The 17,710-nt window shown below is 69.9% G+C and carries 13 protein-coding genes; all 13 read right to left on the bottom strand.

The window, feature by feature from the left end:
• Positions 1 to 56: 56 nt before the first annotated feature.
• Complete coding sequence (locus ABTZ94_RS03125; protein WP_351196898.1) at positions 57 to 773, bottom strand: hypothetical protein; 717 nt, start codon at positions 771 to 773, stop codon at positions 57 to 59.
• A 72-nt stretch (positions 774 to 845) separates the two neighbouring features.
• The gene (locus ABTZ94_RS03120; RefSeq protein WP_351196906.1) at positions 846 to 1,400 is read right to left on the bottom strand and encodes a GNAT family N-acetyltransferase; all 555 of its coding nucleotides are present in this window, start codon (positions 1,398 to 1,400) and stop codon (positions 846 to 848) included.
• Positions 1,400 to 3,682, bottom strand: coding sequence for an MMPL family transporter (locus tag ABTZ94_RS03115; protein ID WP_351196896.1), 2,283 nt, complete (start codon positions 3,680 to 3,682; stop codon positions 1,400 to 1,402). The genes ABTZ94_RS03120 and ABTZ94_RS03115 overlap by 1 nt, the downstream gene beginning before the upstream one ends.
• A gap of 224 nt (positions 3,683 to 3,906) precedes the next feature.
• Positions 3,907 to 4,617 (bottom strand): hypothetical protein, encoded by a 711-nt coding sequence (locus ABTZ94_RS03110; protein ID WP_351196894.1) that lies wholly within the window; start codon positions 4,615 to 4,617, stop codon positions 3,907 to 3,909.
• Between the two features lie 74 nt (positions 4,618 to 4,691).
• A complete protein-coding gene (locus ABTZ94_RS03105) occupies positions 4,692 to 6,818 on the bottom strand; it encodes a phosphocholine-specific phospholipase C (RefSeq protein ID WP_351196892.1) in 2,127 nt (708 codons plus the stop codon).
• A 458-nt stretch (positions 6,819 to 7,276) separates the two neighbouring features.
• On the bottom strand, positions 7,277 to 8,785 hold the full coding sequence (gene gatB, locus ABTZ94_RS03100; protein ID WP_351196890.1) for an Asp-tRNA(Asn)/Glu-tRNA(Gln) amidotransferase subunit GatB: 1,509 nt from the start codon (positions 8,783 to 8,785) through the stop codon (positions 7,277 to 7,279).
• Positions 8,786 to 8,800: 15 nt separating this feature from the next.
• Positions 8,801 to 9,040, bottom strand: coding sequence for a hypothetical protein (locus tag ABTZ94_RS03095; protein WP_351196888.1), 240 nt, complete (start codon positions 9,038 to 9,040; stop codon positions 8,801 to 8,803).
• Positions 9,037 to 10,539 carry an Asp-tRNA(Asn)/Glu-tRNA(Gln) amidotransferase subunit GatA gene (gene gatA / locus ABTZ94_RS03090; RefSeq protein ID WP_351196886.1) on the bottom strand — a complete coding sequence of 501 codons (1,503 nt, stop codon included), beginning with the start codon at positions 10,537 to 10,539 and terminating at the stop codon, positions 9,037 to 9,039. Before gatA ends, ABTZ94_RS03095 begins: the two co-directional genes overlap by 4 nt.
• 5 nt (positions 10,540 to 10,544) lie before the next feature.
• Positions 10,545 to 10,841 (bottom strand): Asp-tRNA(Asn)/Glu-tRNA(Gln) amidotransferase subunit GatC, encoded by a 297-nt coding sequence (gatC, locus tag ABTZ94_RS03085; protein WP_015036350.1) that lies wholly within the window; start codon positions 10,839 to 10,841, stop codon positions 10,545 to 10,547.
• Positions 10,842 to 11,034: 193 nt separating this feature from the next.
• Complete coding sequence (locus ABTZ94_RS03080) at positions 11,035 to 13,194, bottom strand: putative bifunctional diguanylate cyclase/phosphodiesterase (protein WP_351196884.1); 2,160 nt, start codon at positions 13,192 to 13,194, stop codon at positions 11,035 to 11,037.
• Between the two features lie 356 nt (positions 13,195 to 13,550).
• Positions 13,551 to 15,743 carry an NAD-dependent DNA ligase LigA gene (gene ligA, locus ABTZ94_RS03075; protein ID WP_351196882.1) on the bottom strand — a complete coding sequence of 731 codons (2,193 nt, stop codon included), beginning with the start codon at positions 15,741 to 15,743 and terminating at the stop codon, positions 13,551 to 13,553.
• Positions 15,744 to 15,773: 30 nt separating this feature from the next.
• The gene (locus ABTZ94_RS03070) at positions 15,774 to 16,799 is read right to left on the bottom strand and encodes a methionine synthase (RefSeq protein WP_351196880.1); all 1,026 of its coding nucleotides are present in this window, start codon (positions 16,797 to 16,799) and stop codon (positions 15,774 to 15,776) included.
• Positions 16,800 to 16,909: 110 nt separating this feature from the next.
• Positions 16,910 to 17,599 carry an SDR family oxidoreductase gene (locus ABTZ94_RS03065; RefSeq protein ID WP_351196878.1) on the bottom strand — a complete coding sequence of 230 codons (690 nt, stop codon included), beginning with the start codon at positions 17,597 to 17,599 and terminating at the stop codon, positions 16,910 to 16,912.
• Between the last annotated feature and the right edge of the window lie 111 nt (positions 17,600 to 17,710).

The raw sequence follows: 17,710 nt of genomic DNA, 5'->3' as shown, positions 1-17,710 counted from the left end.
GGAGCGGGCTCCCTGTCGTGGGGGAGGTCGTTAGACCGCCGTAGGGCGGTGCGTACTCACTTGGTGGTGCCCACGGTCGGCAGGGGCAGGATGAGGTCGAAGTACATACCGGCGGAGATCACCAGGCCGAGGACACCGAGCGCGATGCCGGCGGTCGCGACCGCGCGCACCCAGCCGGGCTGCGGGTGCGGGGAGGGCGCGCCGAAGGCCGGGCGGATCAGGGCGAAGATGCCGACCAGCAGGGCGAGCAGAGCGAACAGGCCGTTGACCAGCGCCGTGGAGTGCCAGGCGTCGCCGTAGATCTCGGAGATCTGCTGGGCCGCGGTGCCGCCGCTCGAGGTCTTGATCTGCCCGATCAAGGTCTGGCGCTCGGCGGCGATCTTGCCGGTCCAGGACCCGCTGAGCGCGACGACACCGAGACCGGCGGCGGCCACGGCCGCGGCGGCCGAGCCGAGGCCGGACGTCCCCTTGCCGGAGTCGTCGAAGTCGGGGTCCTTGAAGTCGGGGTCCTCGAAGTCGACATCCAGGTCGGGATCCTGATCGGAGCCGGAGGCGGAGGCGGAGCCCGCCCCGGCGGCGCCGGCCACCGCGAGCTCTCCGTCGCCTTGGGCCGGTCCCTTGTCGAGGCTGTGCGCCGCGTCCTTGGCAGCGGTCTCCTCGGCCGCGTTCGCGTCGGCTGCGTTCTCCTCGGCCCCGGTCTCCTCATCATCGAGAACAGCGGGAGCGACGGAGCCGGTGGGAGTGGTGGGGTTCTTGGGAGTTCCGGGGTTCATGTCCCGCACGCTAGGCGGCCCAGATGAGAACCCTCTTAAAACCGTCGCCGGCCCGTCCCACCTCCCCCGTCCTCAAGCCTTCTGCGCCGGCCACTCCCGGGCCAGTACGGACCAGATCTCCAAGTCGTGCCGCTCGCCGCGGTACAGGTAGCTCTCGCGCAGCACCCCGTCGCGTGTCATGCCGAGCCGCTTGGCCACGGCAATGCTTCGGGTGTTCGCGGCGGACACATCCCACTCCACGCGGTGCATGCCGCGCTCGTGGAACGCCCAGTCGATCAGCTTCCGTGCTGCCCGCGTGACCAGGCCACGCCCCTCCCCCGCCGACTCCAGCCAGCAGCCGGCCTCGCAGTTCCCGGACTCCGTGTCGAAGATCCGGAACAGGACACCGCCGACGAGCGTGCCGTCCAGCCAGATGCCGTAGAGCCGCCCTGTGTCGGCCGCCTGCTTCTCCGCGTACTGCCGGAGCAGGGCGCGCGCCGAGTCGAGGTCGGTGACGAACGAGGCGAACGGGATCCAGGGGTCGACGAGCCCGCGGGCCCGGTCCACATGGGCGAGGAACTCCTCCGCCTGCCAGATCTCCAGCGGACGCAGTTCCGCTCCGTCGTCGCCCAGGGATATCGCGAACATCATGCTCCTTCTCGAACCGATTCCGCTGCTTGCGCTGCTTGCGCTGCTTGCGCTGCTTGCGCTGCTTGCGCTGCTTGCGCTGCTTGCGCTGCTTGCGCTGCTTGCGCTGCTTGCGGGATCTTCGCATGCGGCGCGCGGTACTCGGGAGGCTCGATGCTGATCCGCGGCAGCTGCCGGTCCAGCCAGCGCGGCAGCCACCAGTTCGCTCCGCCCAGCAGATGCATCAGGGCGGGAACCAACAGCGTCCGGAGAACGAAGGCATCGAGCGCGACCGCCGCGGCGAGCGCGATACCGAACATGGCGATGACCCGGTCCCCGCTGAGGACGAACGCGAGGAAGACCGAAATCATGATCACGGCAGCGGAGTTGATCACGCGGCCGGTCTCGGCGAGGCCGACCCGGACCGCCCGACGGTTGTCACCTGTCTCCAGCCACTCCTCGTACATCCGCCCGACCAGGAACACCTGGTAGTCCATGGAGAGCCCGAACAGCACGGACACCATGATGACCGGCAGGAACGGTTCGATGGGCCCCGAGCTGCCCAGCCCCAGCAGCTCGCTCCCCCACCCCCACTGGAAGATCGCGACGACGACGCCGAACGAGGAGGCGACGGCGGCCACATTCATCACGGCGGCCTTCAGCGGAATGCCGATCGACCGGAAGGCCAGCAGCAGGAGCAGACAGCCGAGCCCTATGACGACGCCGATGAAGAGCGGGAGTTTGCCGATGATGATCCGGGCGAAGTCGTCGTAGCTGGCCGTCACCCCGCCCACATGGGCCCGGAGCGAGGTGTTCGCCTCGGCCCGCGGGAGAACGTCCGTACGCAACCGGTCGACGAGCGCACTGGTCTCCTGCGACTGCGGTGACGACTTCGGTACGACGGTGACGAAGGCCGCACTGCCGCTGTTGTTGTACGTGACCGGGCCGACCGAGGCCACGCCGTCGGTGCTCCGCAGGACGGCCGGCAGGCCGTCCATCGCCAGCCGGTCGTCCGCGCCGTCGAGCTGCGCGGCAACCGTCAGCGGGCCGTTGACGCCGGGCCCGAATCCGTCGGCCAGCAGGTCGTACGCCTGCCGGGTGGTCGACGAGGAGGCGTTGTTGCCCTGGTCGGCGGTGCCCAGATGCAGGGAGAACGTGGGCAGCGCGAGGACCAGCATCACCACGGCGGCGAGCGCCCCGAGCAGCTTGGGGTGGCGTTCGACGAACGCGGACCAGCGGGCGGCGAAGCCGGTGGGCAGTTCGGGCTGCAGCCCGTGCTCGGCGAGCCGTCTGCGCTCGCGCCGGCTCAGCGCCCGCATGCCGATGAAGGACAGCAGGGCGGGCAGCAGGGTCACGGACGCGGCCACGGTCAGGACGACGGTGAGCGAGGCGGCGATCGCCACGCCGTTGAGGAACCCGAGCCGCAGGATCAGCATGCCGAGCAGCGCTATACAGACGGTGGCTCCGGCGAAGACGACGGCCCGCCCGGTCGTCGCGACGGCGTTCTGAGCCGCCTCGGTGACCGTCATGCCTCTGCGCAGCCCTGTGCGGTGCCGGGTGACGATGAACAACGCGTAGTCGATTCCGACGCCGAGCCCTATCAGCATGCCCAGCATGGGGGCGAAGTCGGCGACGGTCATCACATGGCCCAGCAGCACGATGCCTGCGTACGCCGTGCCGACGGAGACGAGGGCGGTGGCGATGGGCAGCATGCTGGCGGCGAGCGAGCCGAAGGCGAGGAACAGGACGACCGCTGCGACGACGACCCCGATGGCCTCGCTGAAGTGGACGGACGGCGCTTCGGTGAGGGCGATGGCCGAACCGCCCAGTTCCACCTGGAGGTGGTCGCCGGCGGCAGCCTTCGCCGTGTCGACGACCTCCTGGGCCTGCTGCACCGGGATGTCGTCGGACTGCTGGTCGAAAGTGATCGTGGCGTAGGCGGTGTGTCCGTCCGCACTGATCTGCCCGGCGCCGGACGCCCCGTACGGCCCGGTGACGGCGCCGACACCGGGCAGTTCCTCGACCGTGTGCAGGGTCCGGGTCATCGTCTGCCGGACATCGGCGGCCCGCACGGTGGAGTCGGTGGTGTGCCAGACGATGGTGTCCGTGTCACCGCCGATGTCCGTGAAGCCGCTCTTGAGGAGCTCGGCGGCTTGGCCGGACTCCGTACCGGGCACCCCGTAGTCGTTGGAGTAGGCAGAACCCGCGAAACCCGCCGCGGTGGCCGCGCCGCCGAGGGCGAAGAGCCAGATGAGGACGGCGATGAGACGGTGCCTGATACACCAGCGGGCAATGGCAGCCAACGGACGTGCTCCCTGATGGTTCGCGGTTCTTTACCGGAACAAAACGTGAATTGCCCGTAAAGAACGCATTACCTGAGAACCTTCACTCTGGCAGCCGTTGGTGATCCTTTGTCCCTTTCGTGGCCTTACTCACAACGGTTTCCGGCCACTTCACTCGGCGAGTCGTTCCTCCTCCGCCTCCAGTTCGTCCTCGAACCGCTCCTCGATCTCCGCGATGCCCTTCGTCAATATGTCCGCCAGGTGGGCGGGGCAGGCCAGCAGCTCGCTCCCGAATCCCTGGCCGGGTTCGGGTGCGGGGCATGTTTCGGGGGCGTAGAGATGCGCGACGCGGCGAGAGCGGCCCGGGAGAGGCTGCCGGGCGGTGTGGCGTGGGCCTCCAGGTCCCAGTACGGATCGCCGTACGGATAGTCGTTGAGCACACCGCCCAGGCTGTGGACGCTGTTCTCGTGGCTCTCGGGGATGATCTCGGGGATCCCGCCCACGCTGCCCGGCAGGATCACATCGGCGGCGATCCGTGCCCATCCGACGGCGTTGTGGGGGCAGGCCGCGGCCTCGTCCCACGCGGTGAGCGGAACCTGGGCGTCCGGCGCGTCGAGCAGCGCAGACGCATCCGTGTCCCACTCCTTCATGCTCCCCGTGTACGGATGGTCCGCATGCCCGCAGCCGGGCGCCCGGCGCAGCCGCTCGTCCATGGCCTCCGCCGCGGCGCCGAGCGCGTCCACAACGGCCCGCTCGACAGGGTCGCCGCGCCGCCCGATGACGTACGGCGCCATGTTCACCAGCCCGAAGGTCAGCAGAACGGCATGCTCGCCGTCCGGTTCGGCGGCGAGCATGCGGGCGCACTCCAGGACGACGGGGTCCGCCTTCTCGGGATCAGCGCCCCGGGGGTCGGCGCCCACCGTGACGGCGGGCCATTCCTCGATCGGTTCAGTCATGATCAAGGAAACGCCCCGCCGCGCCCCGGTTCCGCCGGACATCGAACTCCCGTGCCTTTGCGCGCGCTGGTCGGTCAGCCGGAGACGCTCGCCCGGCCGTTCTCGATGTGTCCCATCAGCCGGCGCCGGAAGGCATCGTCCCCGTCGACGGTGACGGCCAGGTCGTACCAGCCGTGTGCGTCGGCCGCCGAGTGCACGACCGTACGGCTGCGCCCCGGCTTGACCTTGACGGTCCTGGTCCAGTCCCGCAGGTCCGCCTCGTCGACGTAGCTCAGCGGCCGTACGGTGAAGGTGAGCGTCGTGCGCCCCGTGTTGCGCAGGGTGAGATGCAGATCCCGCTCATGCGCGTCGACCCGCGAGGCGACCTCGGCCCCGGCCGAAATGCCGTCCTTCGCGGACCCGGCGAACTCGCGCCGAAAGCCGTTCGGCCCCGTCACCGTGAACCGGTACGCCGCGCCGGTAAGGGGCACCGTCCATTGCGCCGTGCCCCTTACATCCCGGTGCTGCGGTACGGGAAACTCTCCCGCGTACGGATACAGCGCGAAATGCGCGGACGAGCGCCCTGTGTTGCTGAGGGCCACCTGCACCGCCCCGTCCACCAGCTTCGCCCGGGCGTCCGGCTGGTACGGCAGCGCACGGGCCGGGCGCACCCCGGCCTCCTGTACGGGCATGTGCTGCACGAGCGGCGGCTTCGGCGCCCAGCGTCCGCTGAACGGCGGGATGGCGCCCGGCTGTTCCACCTCGGGTCGGCGCCGCGCGTGCTTGAAGTCGAAGGCCGAGGTCAGATCGCCGGTGACGGTGCGCCGCCAGTCGCTGATGTTCGGTTCCCCCACACCGGTCCAGCGCTCCAGGAAGCGGATCACGGAAGTGTGGTCGAAGACCTCGGAGCAGACGTAGCCACCCACGGTCCACGGCGACACCACGAGCAGCGGCACCCGCATCCCGAGGCCGGTGGGCTTGCCCTCCCACTGCTCCTCGGCCACCTCGGGCGGTGCGACCGGCGGCGGCACATGGTCGAAGAAGCCATCGTTCTCGTCGTAGTTGATGAGCACGGCGGTGTGCCGCCACACATCGGGGTGCTTGCCCAGCGCGTCCAGGACCTTGTAGACGATCGTCGCGCTGTGGATCGGCGAAGAGACGCTCGGATGCTCGGAGTCGACGGCCGACGGCACCAGATAGGAGACCTCGGGCAGCGTGCCCGCCGCCACGTCCTTGGCGAACTCATCGGCCAGGGTTCCGGTCTCCACCCGGCGCAGCGCACGCTCGAAGAGGCTGCGTTCGGTCTTGTCCAGGGTGGCGACACCCTCTTCGAGCAGACCGAACAGCCGCTCCCGCTCCGTGGCGTCCGCGTCCCGTACCGCCGAGTAGAACGACTCCATGTACGTATGGCCGCCGGTCTTCGCCAGTGCCTTGCGGGCGATCGCCTTGAAGGTGGCGAAGAACTCGATCTGGTTGTCGGTGAAGTTCTCCCACTCGGTGTACGTACGCCAGCTGCGCCCGGCCTTCTCCAGCCGCTCCGCATACGTGCCCCAGTCGTATCCGGGGTGCGTGCCCTCGCTGTACGCGTCGTTCCCGACGGCCCGCTTGCCGTTCGCCTCGTTGCCCGTCTTCCCGCTCCACAGGTGGTTGCGGTTGGGGCTGGTCGAGGTGTGGATGGAGGAGTGGTAGGCGTCGCAGACCGTGAACGTGTCGGCCAGTTCGTAGTGCAGCGGGATGTCACGGCGGTCGTAGTACGCCATGGTGGCGGCCGTCTTGGCGGTCACCCAGCCGTTCATCCACCCCCCGGCCCACGCCTTGCCGCCACCGCTCCAGGAGTGGTCGAGCGCGCCGATGTACTGGAGGTCCTTCTTCTGCGTCTCGGCGGCGTCCCGCACCGGGAACGGCAGCACGGAGGTGCCCAGCGGAGCGGGCTGCTCGAAGACCGGCTTGCCGGAGGGCAGTTCGACGGCGTTGCGGTCGCCGAAGCCGCGTACTCCCCGGAGCGTCCCGAAGTAATGGTCGAAGGAACGGTTCTCCTGCATCAGGATCACCACGTGCTTGATGGCTCCGAGCCCGTCGGCGCCACCGGACCCCGCCGAGTGCGCCGGCTGCGCGGCGATCGCTGCCTGCAGCGACGGCGGCAGCAGCGACCCCGCCGCCGCGACGCCCAGCGCACCGCCGCCGAGCGCGAAGAGCCGTCGCCGTGAAATGTCCGTGGTCAAGTGAGCCTCCCGAGTCCTGTGGTACAGCCGGGAAACTAATCAAGCCAGGTGGCGCCGGGAAGGATTTCGTACGGCTCGGTGGTGAACGTCCAACAGGTCGTCCGGGAAGTCCAACCGGTGAGGCGCTGCGGACGCTCGGACAGAGCGGCGAGCGAGCCGGCGTACGTGAGGTCCGGGCCGGGGTTCACGCCGATCAGCGCGGCGAGCAGCGGGCCAGGACCCGCCGCCGCGACGACCGGGAGCAGGGCCGAGGATCGCGTACCGGCACGCCCAGCAGGAGGACGACGGAGAGGATCTCGGCAGTGCCGGTGTTCGGCGGACTCCGACTCCTCGGATGGGTGAAGGGGCGGTACACCCGGCTCACGGGTGCACCGCCCCTTCAGGGACGTACGGGAACCGCCCACGCACAGGACGGCCGGCCTCCCAGGATCGGCCCTTGTTACCGGGCCTTTCCGGGATCAGCCCTCGACGCCGAGCTTTTCCAGGATCAGCTCGCGCACGCGGGCCGCGTCCGCCTGGCCTCGGGTGGCCTTCATGACCGCGCCGACGAGCGCGCCCGCCGCCGCGACCTTGCCGCCGCGGATCTTGTCCGCGATGGCCGCGTTGGCGGCGATCGCCTCGTCCACGGCCGTGCTCAGCGCGCCCTCGTCGGAGACGACCTTCAGACCGCGCTTCTCGACGACGGTGTCCGGGTCGCCCTCGCCCGCGAGGACGCCCTCGATGACCTGACGTGCCAGCTTGTCGTTGAGGTCGCCCGAGGTGACGAGCTCGGCCACCCTGGCGACCTGCACCGGCGTGATCGGCAGCTCGTCGAGGCCGCGGCCGGTCTCGTTGGCGTTACGGGCCAGCTCGCCCATCCACCACTTGCGGGCCTGGTCCGAGGGGGCGCCCGCGTCGGTCGTGGCGACGATCAGGTCGACCGCGCCGGCGTTGAGGATGGACTGCATGTCGTGGTCGGAGACGCCCCACTCCTCCTTCAGCCGGTTGCGACGCAGCCGCGGCAGCTCGGGGAGGCCCTTACGGAGCCCCTCCACCCACTCGCGGGCCGGGGCGACCGGAACCAGGTCGGGCTCGGGGAAGTAGCGGTAGTCCTCGGCGTTGTCCTTGATGCGGCCGGCCGTGGTCGAGCCGTCCTCCTCGTGGAAGTGCCGGGTCTCCTGCACGATCGTGCCGCCCGAGCTCAGCACCGCGGCGTGGCGCTGGATCTCGAAGCGGGCGGCGCGCTCGACGGAACGCAGCGAGTTCACGTTCTTCGTCTCGGAGCGCGTACCGAACGTCTCGGTGCCGTTGGGGCGCAGCGACAGGTTGACGTCGCAGCGCATCTGGCCCATCTCCATCCGGGCCTCCGACACACCGAGCGCCCTGATGAGCTCGCGGAGCTCGGCGACGTACGCCTTGGCGACCTCGGGGGCGCGTGCGCCCGCTCCCTCGATCGGCTTGGTGACGATCTCGATGAGCGGGATGCCCGCACGGTTGTAGTCGAGCAGGGAGTGGGACGCGCCCTGGATACGGCCGGTGGCACCGCCGACGTGGGTCGACTTGCCGGTGTCCTCCTCCATGTGGGCGCGCTCGATCTGCACCCGGAAGATCTCCCCGTCCTCCAGCTGGACGTCCAGATAGCCGTTGTAGGCGATCGGCTCGTCGTACTGGGAGGTCTGGAAGTTCTTCGGCATGTCCGGATAGAAGTAGTTCTTCCGGGCGAAGCGGCACCACTCGGCGATCTCGCAGTTCAGCGCGAGGCCGATCTTGACGGCGGACTCGACGCCGATCTCGTTGACGACCGGCAGCGCGCCGGGCAGGCCGAGACAGACCGGGCAGGTCTGTGAGTTGGCGTCCTGCTTGAGCTCGGTCGAGCAGCCGCAGAACATCTTGGTCTTGGTGCCGAGCTCGACATGGACCTCCAGGCCCATGACGGGGTCGTAGGACGCGAGCGCGTCCTCGTACGACACCAGGTCAGTGACAGTCACGGTGAAACTTCCCTCTCAGCCCAGCAGTACGTCGTCATCGCCGATGCGCTTGAGTTCGCGCACCAGCAGGGCGACACCAGTGGCGATGGCGGCGGCGGAGACAACGGCGTCGATCAGTCGGAGCGTGTCGTGTTCGAAGCGGGCCTTCCTGGCCTGCTTGATGACGCCGAGCGCCCCGAAGGCGGTGGTGCCGATGGACAGGTACGTACCGGTCTTGGACTTCTTGAAGCCCTTGGCCTTGGTCAGTGCGCTCACAGCGACGGAGCCTCCTCCAGCAGCGGGTGGCCCCACTTTTCCACGAAGGCGGCCTCGACGGCGGCTCCGACCTTGTACAGCCGGTCGTCCTTCATGGCGGGGGCGATGATCTGCAGTCCGACCGGCAGGCCGTCCTCCGGGGCCAGGCCGCAGGGCAGCGACATGGCGGAGTTGCCGGCGAGGTTGGTCGGAATGGTGCACAGGTCCGCGAGGTACATCGCCATCGGGTCGTCGGCGCGCTCGCCAATCGGGAAGGCGGTGGTGGGCGTCGTCGGGGAGACGATGACGTCAACCTGCTCGAAGGCCTTCTCGAAGTCCTGGGTGATGAGGGTGCGGACCTTCTGCGCCGAGCCGTAGTACGCGTCGTAGTAGCCGGAGCTGAGGGCGTACGTACCGAGGATGACGCGGCGCTTGACCTCGTCGCCGAAGCCGGCCTCGCGGGTGAGCGCGGTGACGTCCTCGGCGGACCTCGTGCCGTCGTCGCCGACCCGCAGGCCGTAACGCATGGCGTCGAAGCGGGCCAGGTTGGAGGAGCACTCGGACGGCGCGATCAGGTAGTACGCCGACAGAGCCAGGTCGAACGACGGGCAGTCCAGCTCGACGATCGTGGCGCCGAGCGACTTCAGCAGCTCGACCGACTCGTTGAAGCGCTGGACGACACCGGCCTGGTAGCCCTCACCGGCGAACTGCTTGACGACACCGACGCGCATGCCGTCGACGCTGCCGTTGCGTGCTGCCTCGACGACCGGCGGGACCGGGGCGTCGATGGACGTCGAGTCGAGCGGGTCGTGCCCGGCGATCACCTCGTGCAGCAGGGCCGCGTCCAGGACGGTACGGGCACAGGGCCCGCCCTGGTCCAGGGAGCTGGAGAACGCCACCATGCCGTAGCGGGAGACGCCGCCGTAGGTGGGCTTGACGCCGACGGTGCCGGTGACGGCTGCGGGCTGGCGGATGGAACCGCCGGTGTCCGTGCCGATGGCGAGCGGGGCCTCGTACGACGCGAGCGCGGCCGAGGAGCCACCGCCGGAGCCGCCCGGGACGCGGGTGAGGTCCCACGGGTTGCCGGTCGGGCCGTAGGCGCTGTTCTCGGTGGAGGACCCCATGGCGAACTCGTCCATGTTGGTCTTGCCGAGGATGACGACGTCGGCGGCCTTCAGCTTCTTGGTGAGGGTCGCGTCGTACGGCGGGATCCAGCCTTCGAGGATCTTGGAGCCGACGGTGGTCGGCACGCCCTCGGTGGTGAAGATGTCCTTCAGCGCGAGCGGGACACCGGCCAGCGGGCCGAGCTTCTCGCCGGCCGCCCTCTTGGCGTCGATGGCACGGGCCTGCGCGAGCGCGCCCTCGCGGTCGATGTACAGGAAGGCGTGGACCTTCTCGTCGACCGCGTCGATCCGGGCCAGGTGGGCCTCGGTGACCTCGACGGCCGTGAGCTCACCGGACGCGATCTTCGCGGCGATCTCGGCCGCGGTGAGCTTGATGATGGTGCTGTTGTCCGTCATGGCTGTTAGTCCTCCCCCAGGATCTGCGGCACCTTGAAACGCTGCTGCTCCTGGGCCGGGGCGCCGGAGAGCGCCTGCTCGGGGGTGAGCGACGGACGGACCTCGTCCGCGCGCATGACGTTGGTCAGCGGCAGCGGGTGGGAGGTCGGCGGTACGTCTTGGTCGGCGACCTCGGAGACGCGGGCGACCGCGCCGATGATGTCGTCGAGCTGACCGGCGAAGTGATCGAGCTCTTCGCCCTTCAGCTCCAGACGCGCCAGCCGGGCGAGGTGGGCGACCTCCTCGCGCGTGATGCCAGGCATGCAGCGATCCTCAGGGGTTGGTGTGTGGTTTTGGCCCAATCCTATGGTGTCGCCCACAGCCGCTCCCGCCACCCGGGCGAACACCCTGGTCAGACGCCGGTTACAAGCCCGTCCGGCGTTTCGGACCCGCCCGGCGATCGAAGACGCAGCGGCCACCGGACGCCCCCGGTGCCCACACACCGCACCCCCGCACTCACGTCGTCGCGGGCCGCGACTCGACCGCCCGCCCGGACGGACGCTCCAGCTCGGGCGTCGCTGCGGCTGCGGCTGCCGCCGCTGCGGCAGCCGCAGCGGCCAGCTCCGCCGGCCGACGCCACCCGTGCTCACCCCGTGCCCGCAGCCAGGCCGTCGTCTCCTGCGGCGGCATCGCAGCGGCGACCAGCCACCCCTGCACCGCATCGCACCGCAGATCCCGCAGCCGCTCCCAGGTCTCGTCGTCCTCGACCCCTTCCGCGACGACCAGCAGACCGAGCGAGTGAGCCAGGTCGATCGTGCAGCGGACGATCTCCGCGTCCTCGTTGTCGATGGCCAGACGGGCCACGAACGACCGGTCGATCTTCAGCTCGCTGACCGGCAGCCGGCGCAGATGGACCAGCGAGGAGTACCCCGTACCGAAGTCGTCGAGGGACATCTTCACACCGTGTCCGGTGAGTCCGGCGAGGGTGTCGGCGGCGCGCTGCGGGTCCTCCAGCAGCACGTGTTCCGTTATTTCCAGCTGCAGCGCCCCGGGCGGTACACCGTGCCGGGCGAGCCGGGCCGCGACACCGCCCGCGAATCCGGGGGTGTGGACGTCGCGCGGGGAGACGTTGACCGCGACCGGGACGAACAGCCCCTGCGCCCGCCACCGGGCGACCTGGGCCAGCGCCGTCTCCAGGACGTACTCCGTGAGGTGCGGCATCAGGCCGGACGACTCGGCGATGGCGATGAACTCGTCCGGAGGGACCCGCCCGCGCTCCGGATGCACCCAGCGCACCAGCGCTTCGAGACCGGCCACCTGGCCGTCGAAGCGGACCTTCGGCTGGTAGTGGAGCTCCACCTCGCCGGCGTCCAGCGCACGCCGCAGATCGCCCAGGAGCCCGAGCCGGTCCGGGGTGTTGCTGTCCCGCTTCGACTCGTACACCTCGACGCCCGTACGGTCGCGCTTGGCCTGGTACATCGCCACGTCCGCGCGCCTGAGCAGCCCTTCGGCGTCCAGTGCGTGGTCCGGGTAGACCGCGACCCCGGCACTCGCCTCCAGCACCAGGGTCAGACCGTCCAGGTCCAGCGGGGAGGACAGCTCGGCGACCAGATGGCGGGCGACCCGCTGGGCACTGGTGGCGGAGTCAGCGGTCGGCAGGAGCACGGCGAACTCGTCACCACCGAGCCTCGCGGCCTCCGCTCCTCGCGGGAGCGCGAGTCTGAGACGTTCCGCTATCTGCAGCAGCAGCCGGTCCCCCGCCAGATGACCGAGGGTGTCGTTGACCGCACGGAAACGGTCGAGGTCGATCAGGACGAGAGCGGACCTGGTGCCGATGGCCTCGGCGTCCTCCAGGGCCGTCCAGGTGCGTTCCAGCAGCCACTGCCGGTTGGGCAGTCCGGTCAGCGGGTCACGCAGCTGCTCCTCGGCCCGGGCGCGGGCGATCCGGAGGGTGGATTCCAGGGCGATCAACGGGGCCGCGAAGAGCGGCAGGAGTACGGGCATGGCCATCGCGACGACACAGATCAGCGGTGCGATGCCGAGCAGGGCAACCGCGACGAGGCCCTGGCGCAGCAGGGCGGTGCGGGCGATGGTCGGCAGCCCGCCGCCCTGGGGCGCCCGTGCGTACCACTGCAGGACCCGGGTCACCAGAAGATAGGTGGAGGCGGCCAGGAGGACTTCCGGCACGGCGGCGATGCCCCAGTCGAGTGGCTGCGAGGGCGACTCGACCGTCTGCACCTCACCGAACGCGGCGAGCACCAGGGCTGCCGCGCCTATCCCCAGGATGTCCACCGCGCCGTGCAGCAGCCCCTGCCACCAGCGGTGTCTGCGGGCCACGCCGACGAGGACGACGACGACCAGGCTGACCAGACCGGCGGGCACCCAGCCGTACAGGAACAGCACGGCAAGGGTGAGGGCGGCCCCGGAACCGGTGCCACCCCACCAGCGGTCGCGTCCGAGCGCGACCAGATGACCGACGATGATTCCGGTGAGGACGGCGAGGGACCAGCCGACCCTGCCGTCGGGGAAGAGCGCGTGTCCTTCGCTCACGGTCCGGTAGAAACCGGTCGCGAGCTGAACAACGGCGATCGCCACGATGACGGCCCCCACTTTGGGCGTGAGGCCGACGAAACCTTGCAGCCGCGACACCGGTGCGGCGCTCTCGGTCGGTTTCATTCCGTCCCTCTCACAGCCGGCGGTGCCGATGTCGCCCGATGGTTCAACTCCACGCCACACGACCCGACTTCCCACGCTGTGGCCGGGCATGGCAGGCTCACATCTCAACAGTAGGCCGCAGAAGGCTTCTACGGGCAGCGCTCTACAGCTCTTGCCCGAATGCGGACCGACCGTCCGTCAGCACCTGGTATGCGCCGATCGGGTGAACCCCGTCCCCGACGACAACCCTTTTCGCTTTCGCCCCTCTACACCCTTTCTGCATCGTCTTGTTCGCCGCTCGCCCACCGATCGGTCCCATGCCGGGGTTGTCCGACAGGGGGCTGTCCTGTCCATCGGTTCTCCGACGGGGAACTGTCCTATTCCGCCGGCTCTCCGACAGGTACGGCTGTCTCGCGCGCGGCATCCGGACCCTGTTCGAGCAGTACGGCGAAGCCGTCCTCGTCCAGCACGGGCACCTTCAGCTGCATTGCCTTGTCGTACTTCGAGCCGGGGTTCTCGCCGACGATCACGAAGGAGGTCTTCTTCGAGACGGAACCCGTGACCTTCGCCCCCCGGCTCTGGAGCGCCTCTTTCGCGCCGTCCCTGGTGTGCCCGGCCAGCGTGCCGGTGACGACGACGGTGAGTCCTTCGAGCGGTCGCGGTCCCACCTTCTCCCCCGCCCCCTCGTCCTCCATCCGGACCCCGGCCTCCCGCCACTTGCGCAGGATTTCCCGGTGCCAGTCCTCGGCGAACCACTGCTTCACCGAGGCGGCGATGATGGGGCCGACCCCGTCGGCATCGGCGAGCTCCTGTTCGGTCGCCTCGTCGATCCGGTCGATGGAGCGGAACTGACGGGCCAGCTCCTCGGCCGCGACCGGGCCCACATGGCGGATGGAGAGCCCGGTGAGGATCCGGGCCAGCGGAACGCCCTTGGCCGCGGCGATGGCATCGAGCATGGCGAGGGCGTTCTTCTTCGGCTCGCCCTGCTGGTTGGCGAAGACCCAGGCGGCCTTCTCCTCACCGGTCTTCGGATCGCGCTTGGGCAGTCCGCTGTCCTGGTCCAGGACATAGGCCCGGATCGGCAGCAGCTGCTCGGCGGTCAGCCCGAAGAGATCGCCCTCGTCACACAGCGGCGGCTCGGCAGGCTCCAGCGGCTTGGTCAGGGCCGCGGCCGCGACATAGCCGAAGTGGTCGATGTCGAGGCACTTGCGGCCCGCGAGATAGGCGAGGCGCTCGCGCAACTGCGCGGGACAGGAACGCGCGTTGGGACAGCGGACGTCGACATCGGCCTCCTTCATGGGCTTCAGCTCCGTACCGCACTCGGGGCAGTGCGACGGCATCACGAACGCCTGCTCGGTGCCGTCGCGCAGATCGACGACCGGGCCGAGGATCTCCGGGATCACATCGCCCGCCTTGCGGAGCACCACCGTGTCCCCGATGAGGACGCCCTTCGCCTTCACCACGTTCTGGTTGTGCAGGGTGGCGAACTCGACCTCGGAGCCCGCCACCTCTACCGGCTCGACCTGGGCGTACGGGGTGACCCGGCCGGTGCGTCCGACGCCGACCCGGATGTTCACCAGCTTGGTGTTGACCTCCTCCGGCGGGTACTTCCAGGCGATCGCCCAGCGCGGGGCGCGCGAGGTGGAGCCGAGCCGGCCCTGGAGCGGGATCTCGTCGAGCTTGACGACGACGCCGTCGATCTCGTGCTCCACGGAGTGCCGGTTCTCACCGAAGTACGCGATGAACTCCCGTACCTCGTCGAGGGAGTCCACCACCTTGTTGTGCCTGGCGGTCGGCAGACCCCATTCATGCAGCAGCTCGTAGGCCTGCGAGAGGCAGTCGATGTCGAAGCCCTCTCGGGCGCCGATGCCGTGCACCACCATGTGCAGCGGACGGGTGGCGGTGACCTTCGGGTCCTTCTGGCGCAGTGAACCCGCCGCCGCGTTGCGCGGGTTGGCAAATGGCTTGTCGTCGGCCTCGACAAGGCGGGCGTTGAGCTCCTCGAAGGCTTCCATCGGGAAGAAGACCTCACCGCGGATCTCGACGAGCGCCGGAATCCGCTCCCCCTTCAGCCGGTGCGGGATCTCGGCGATCGTACGGACGTTGGGGGTGATGTCCTCGCCGGTGCGGCCGTCGCCGCGGGTCGCGGCCCGGGTCAGCCGCCCGTGCTCATAGGTGAGGTTGACCGCGAGACCGTCGACCTTCAATTCGCACAGGAAGTGGTAGTCGGCGGTGCCGACGTCCTTGGCGATCCGCTCGCCCCAGGCCGCCAACTCCCCATCGTCGAAGGCGTTGTCCAGCGAGAGCATCCGCTCGCGGTGCTCGACGGAGGTGAATTCCGTCAGGTACGGACCCGCGACCTTCTGCGTCGGCGAATCCGGGGTGCGCAGCTGCGGATACGTCTCCTCCAGGGCCTCCAGCGCGCGCATCAGCCGGTCGAACTCGGCGTCACTGACGACCGGCTGGTCGTTCACGTAGTACCGGAAGCGGTGCTCCTCGATCTGCTCCGCGAGGAGTGCGTGCTGCTCCTGCGCCTGTGAGGGCACTGCCATCTGCTGTTCGCCGGCCATCGTCTCGTCCTCCCGTTACCCGTTGCCCCGTTACTCAGGGTTGTCTGCGAGCGATCTCGCGGCCCGGGCGCAGTGGGCGAGCGCGGCGCGTGCGTACGCGGGCGAGGCACCCGCGAGCCCGCACGACGGGGTGATCACCACGGACTCCGTCAAAGTCCCCGGATTCAGCCCCAGCCTGCGCCACAGCGTCCTGACACCCATGACGCTACCGCCCGGGTCTGACAATCCACCTGAGGCCGGGTCGGTGCCCGGAACCACGCCGAGGAAGAGCTGAGTGCCGCCCTCGACGGCTTCCCCGATCGCCTCCTCCTCACGCTCGGTGAGCAATGAGAAATCGAACGAGATACCGTCGGCCCCGGCCCGGCGCAGCAGTGCGAACGGCACGTCGGGCGCACAGGTGTGAACGACCGTCGCCCCGTCCCCGCCCGCCCCCAGGACATCGCGCAGGGTGCCCTCCACGACCTGGCGGTCCACAGCCCGGTAGGTGCGGTAGCCGCTCGCCGTCCTGATCTGCCCGCGCAGTACGCCGGTCAGCGACGGTTCGTCGAGCTGGAGGATCACCTCGGCGCCGGGCACCCTGCGCCGTACCTCCGCGAGGTGGGCGCGCAGCCCCTCCGCCAGCGAGCCCGCCAGGTCGCGGCAGGCCCCCAGATCGCCGAGCGCGGCCTCGCCGCCCCGCCGTTCCAGTGCGGCGGCCAGCGTCCAGGGACCGACGGCCTGGACCTTGAGCGGTCCCTCATACCCCTGGGTGAACTCCTCCAGCGCATCGAGGTCCTCGCCGAGCCATGACCTGGCCCGGCGGGTGTCGCGTCCTGGCCGGTCGCTGATCCGCCAGCCACTGGGCTCGACATGCCCGTACAGGTCGACGAGCAGCCCGATGGTCCGCCCGATCATGTCCGCACCGGGCCCGCGGGCCGGCAGTTCCGCCAGATACGGCAGGCCCTCGCCGTCCCCGAAGGACCCGGTGACGGTCTTGGCCGCCTCCCGGGCGTCTCCCCCAGGCATGGAACCGATTCCGGTGGCCGGGCAACCCCTGAACTTGCTCTTCTCGCTCACATGGGAAGCCTACGGTCCGGGCGGCCGGGCCCGTCGCGGGGCGGCCCGGACCTCCTCGGGCAGCATCCCGCGCGACAGTCCGGCACCGGCCCTGCCCGGCAACCGGACGCTCAGCGTCCGGGGCGCACCGTGAGGTCGTTGACCTCGGCGTCGCGCGGCAGGTCGATGGCCATCAGGATGGTGGTGGCCACCGACTCCGGGGCGATCCAGCGGGAGGGGTCGTACTCCTTGCCTTCCTGCTGGTGGACCTTGGCCTGCATGGGGCTGGCGGTGCGCCCCGGGTAGACGGAGGTCACCCGGACGCCGTTCGCGTGCTCCTCGTGGCGCAGCGAGTCGGCGAGCGCCTTGAGGCCGTGCTTGCTCGCGGCATACGCGCTCCACTCGGCGTGTGCGGCGAGGCCGGAGCCCGAGTTCACGAAGAGCACATGGCCCTGGGCGACCCGCAGTTGCGGCAGGAGGAGCCGGGTCAGCTCGGCGGGCGCGACCAGGTTGGCGTTGAGCTGGAAGTGCCATGCCTTGGGCGTGAGTTCACCGACCTTGCCGAGCTCGACGACGCCCGCGATGTGCAGCAGCGAGTCGACCCGCTCCGGCACCGCCTGCTGGGCGAACGCCCAGGAGAGCCGGTCCGGGTTGGAGAGGTCACCGACGAGCGTACGAGCGCCGGGGTGGAGCTCGGCCAGCTCCTTCGCACGGCCCGCGTCACGGGCCAGCAGCACGGTCTCGTCCCCGCGTTCCAGAAGACGACGGGTGACAGCTGCGCCGATGCCGGAGCCGGCCCCGGTGATGACGTGAGTGGACATGCCCCCCATGATCGCACCCTGCCCGGCCGCACCCCGCCGACCGGTCACTGCAAGCCGGCCGCCGCGGGCCGGTCACCGCAGGCGGCTCACCGCCCCCCGCACCCGCCGCCC

It is taken from the genome of Streptomyces sp. NPDC002785, from assembly GCF_040295565.1.
Taxonomy (GTDB): Bacteria; Actinomycetota; Actinomycetes; order Streptomycetales; family Streptomycetaceae; genus Streptomyces.
The sequence above is the reverse complement of the archived record's forward strand: the minus strand, read 5'-3'. Positions and strand labels throughout refer to the sequence as shown.